General features: G+C 39.7%; 4 protein-coding genes. All 4 read right to left on the bottom strand.

Annotated elements, in window-relative coordinates; translation table 11 throughout:
- Positions 1 to 1,343: tetratricopeptide repeat protein (locus tag ACR2F7_RS12490; RefSeq protein ID WP_432713889.1), on the bottom strand; the 1,343-nt coding region annotated here is incomplete at its 3' end.
- 136 nt (positions 1,344 to 1,479) lie between these two features.
- The gene (locus ACR2F7_RS12485) at positions 1,480 to 2,412 is read right to left on the bottom strand and encodes an aspartate carbamoyltransferase catalytic subunit (RefSeq protein WP_432713888.1); all 933 of its coding nucleotides are present in this window, start codon (positions 2,410 to 2,412) and stop codon (positions 1,480 to 1,482) included.
- Between the two features lie 3 nt (positions 2,413 to 2,415).
- Positions 2,416 to 2,964: a bifunctional pyr operon transcriptional regulator/uracil phosphoribosyltransferase PyrR gene (pyrR, locus tag ACR2F7_RS12480; RefSeq protein WP_432713887.1), complete on the bottom strand. Its 549-nt coding sequence runs from the start codon at positions 2,962 to 2,964 to the stop codon at positions 2,416 to 2,418.
- 40 nt (positions 2,965 to 3,004) lie between these two features.
- Positions 3,005 to 3,280, bottom strand: a 276-nt coding sequence (locus tag ACR2F7_RS12475; RefSeq protein ID WP_432713886.1) for a family 20 glycosylhydrolase, incomplete at its 5' end; no start/stop codon positions are given.

The following is a 3,280-nucleotide window of genomic DNA, read 5'->3' as shown; positions in this document are numbered from 1 at the left end:
AATTCTAAACCACGGAAATACGTTACTTTCTGGTAAGCTTCTTTAGCTTCAGTTGTTTTATTTGGGATAGGCTCTAAAATATCAATAGCGGCCTGGTAGTTTTTACTGCTCAAGAGAATTTCGCCCAATAAGGTTTTAGCTTCATTCAGCTTGGCCGATTTGGGGAATTCTTTTAAGAAACTCTGCGTAGACTCTAATGCCTGCTGGTTAAATTCAAGTTCATAACTTAACTTGGCATAATTGATCCAGGCATCTTCCTGAACTTTTTTGTCGAAGTCTAACCTTGAAGCCCTGAAAAAAGCACTTCTCGCTTTGTCTTTGTTGTTCAGTTGAATTAAAGTACGCCCTAAAGTGTACATCCCGCTTTGCAGGTACACATCGTCAGTATTTAACTTTTCTAACACGGTTACCGCCTGACTGTATTTTTTCAGTTCAAACAAGGTATAACCATATTGGTAAAGGTACAGGTTATTGGTTTGTGATGCATTTGCTTTGCTGTAGTACTGTTGAAAGTACTTCTCTGCATTTTTGAAATCATCTTTAGCAAAATAAGAAGCAGCAATTAAGCTGATCATATCTGCCTGGTATTGTTCGTTAATGGTAGGCAAAAGCGGTGTTGCATAGCTGATCACCTCATCATAACGCTCATCCAGGTAATACATGGAAGTGATGTAATAAGGGTAGCTGGCTTCATAGGTTGGCGAACCTTTTAACTTCTCAAAATTACTTAAGGCAGTTTTATATTCCTTGTTCAGGTAATTGATATAGGCGAAGTAATAGGTAGCATCTTCCTGGTAAGGTGAAGCCACTTTTTTTACCTCTTCAAATAAAGGTTCTGCTTTTTCAATATCATTCATTCTGAAATAAGCATAGCCTTGTTTGAACTGGTATTCTACACGTTGTTTTTGAGAAAGGGTAGAAGGGTCAGTTTTTTCAAACCAGCTCAACGCTTTTTCATAGTTCTTTTGTGCAAAATAGGCTTTACCTACATGGAAATACGCCAGTTTGGTATTCGGATTTAAAGGGTAGTCGTTGATGAACTTTTGAAATAAGCTCTCTGCGTCTGCATTACCTAATTCAAGCGCACATACAGCGGCATAAAATTTAGCATTTTCTTTTAACAAGGATAGCTGAGCATTGCTTTCCGGCTGTGCATCTGGCTTTATTCTTAAATGTTCCACCAGCCTGAACTGCTGTGCTGCGGCAACATATTTTTCATTGTCTAAAAGTTCTAATCCACTTTGATAGTTTTTGTTCAGGTTAACTAAAGGACTAAGCTGTGCATATCCAGCCGTTAGGTTCCCTGCTAATAAAAGGGGTATAAAAAGGTATTTTTTCTGCATCTGGTTTATTCAAATATGATGGCTACTAATATAGCTATACTAAAGCGGCTTATTAACAATAGTAATTAACATATGTTAATAACACCTGTGTAAACGTAAAGTTAGCAAAATTGGTATAAAATAGGACTGGATGATGCTAATGCCCTTGAGCAGCAAGTAGATAAAGTACGGCCATCCTTACGGCCACACCATTTTCCACCTGTTCAAGAATAATAGATTGTTTACTGTCTGCCACATCACTGGTAATCTCCACCCCACGGTTAATTGGGCCGGGGTGCATGACAATAATTTCTTTATCAAGGCTGTCGAGGATAGGTTTTGTTAAACCATACATCATGGCATATTCCCTTAAGGAAGGGAAGAATTTGATGTCCTGTCTTTCCAGTTGGATGCGCAGCATATTGGCTACGTCGCACCAGTTCAGGGCTTTGCGAAGGTCATGTTCTACTTTAACACCCAAGCTGCCAATGTGTTTAGGAATGAGGGTTGTAGGACCGCAAACCATCACTTCGGCACCGAGTTTTTGTAAACACAGGATATTGGAAATAGCCACCCTGGAGTGAAGGATATCACCCACAATAACTACTTTTTTTCCAGCTACATCGCCCAGTTTCTCACGGATAGAAAAGGCATCTAATAATGCCTGGGTTGGGTGTTCATGAGCGCCATCGCCGGCATTTACAATCTGTGCTTTGATGTGTTTACTTAAGAAAACACCTGCACCGGCATAAGGATGTCTCATCACCACCATGTCCACTTTCATGGCCAGGATGTTGTTGACGGTATCTATGAGTGTTTCGCCCTTACTTACCGAAGAAGAGGAAGCCGCAAAGTTGACTACATCTGCTGAAAGTCGCTTTTCTGCCAGTTCGAAGGATAATTTTGTACGCGTAGAATTTTCGAAAAATATATTGGCGATAGTAATATCTCTTAAAGATGGCACCCGTTTAATAGGACGGTTAATGACATCTTTGAAATTATCGGCAGTTTCGAATATCAATTCAATATCATTCCGGGTGATATCTTTAATGCCTAAAAGATGTCGGGTTGATAATCTGTCTGCTGCCATTTTCTATTTGATCTTTTCTGATAATAAAATTACTTTGTCTTCACCTTCTGTCTCTTTCCAGCTAACTTTAACAAGCTGTGAGTGCAAACTGTCTACCTGTAAACCAATATAATCTGGCTCTATAGGTACATGTCTTGAAAATCTGCGGTCTATTAAAACCATCAGTTCTACCTTCGCCGGTCTTCCGTAAGCTAATAAAGCATCTAATGCCGCACGGATGGTACGGCCAGTCCACAATACATCATCAATAAGGATCACCTCTTTACCCTCAATGATAAAATCTATGGTATTACTGCTTGCAGAAACCAGGCCATCTTTACGCCTGAAATCGTCTCTGAAAAAAGTAATGTCAAGGTTACCTTTTTTAATGGTGTCTGTCTTTAAAATAGCGTGGAGTTCGTGTTGTACACGGTCGGCGAAGTAACTGCCTCTTGGCTGGATACCAATTAATACAGTTTTTGAAAAATCAGTATGATTCTCAATTAACTGGTGACAAAGTCGTTTAATTGTGATCTGGAATTTTTTTCCGTCTAGCAGGGTTCTTTTTTGCATTGACTATAGGATTAAGCAAATATAGGAAATCGTGTTGAAACTACAAATATCGTTTGGAGTAATTCATATGGCGCATGTCGTACCGCTTGAATTGTGTTTTCAAACGGCGCTTAAAATCAGGGTAGTTACGTTTAATTTTAGGGCTCCATAAAATTTCACTTAAGGCAGCTAAGCGTGGAAATAACATGTATTCCACCTTGGCGGGATTGGTAATGTATTCTGTCCAGAGGTTACCTTGGGCACCCCAAATGTATTTGGCATCTGCCGCACTGAGTTCTGGGGCTATTGGTTCATATTGATAGACCACGTCCAGGGG

It is taken from the genome of Pedobacter sp. (assembly GCF_045628745.1).
Taxonomy (GTDB): Bacteria; Bacteroidota; Bacteroidia; order Sphingobacteriales; family Sphingobacteriaceae; genus Pedobacter.
The sequence above is the reverse complement of the archived record's forward strand: the minus strand, read 5'-3'. Positions and strand labels throughout refer to the sequence as shown.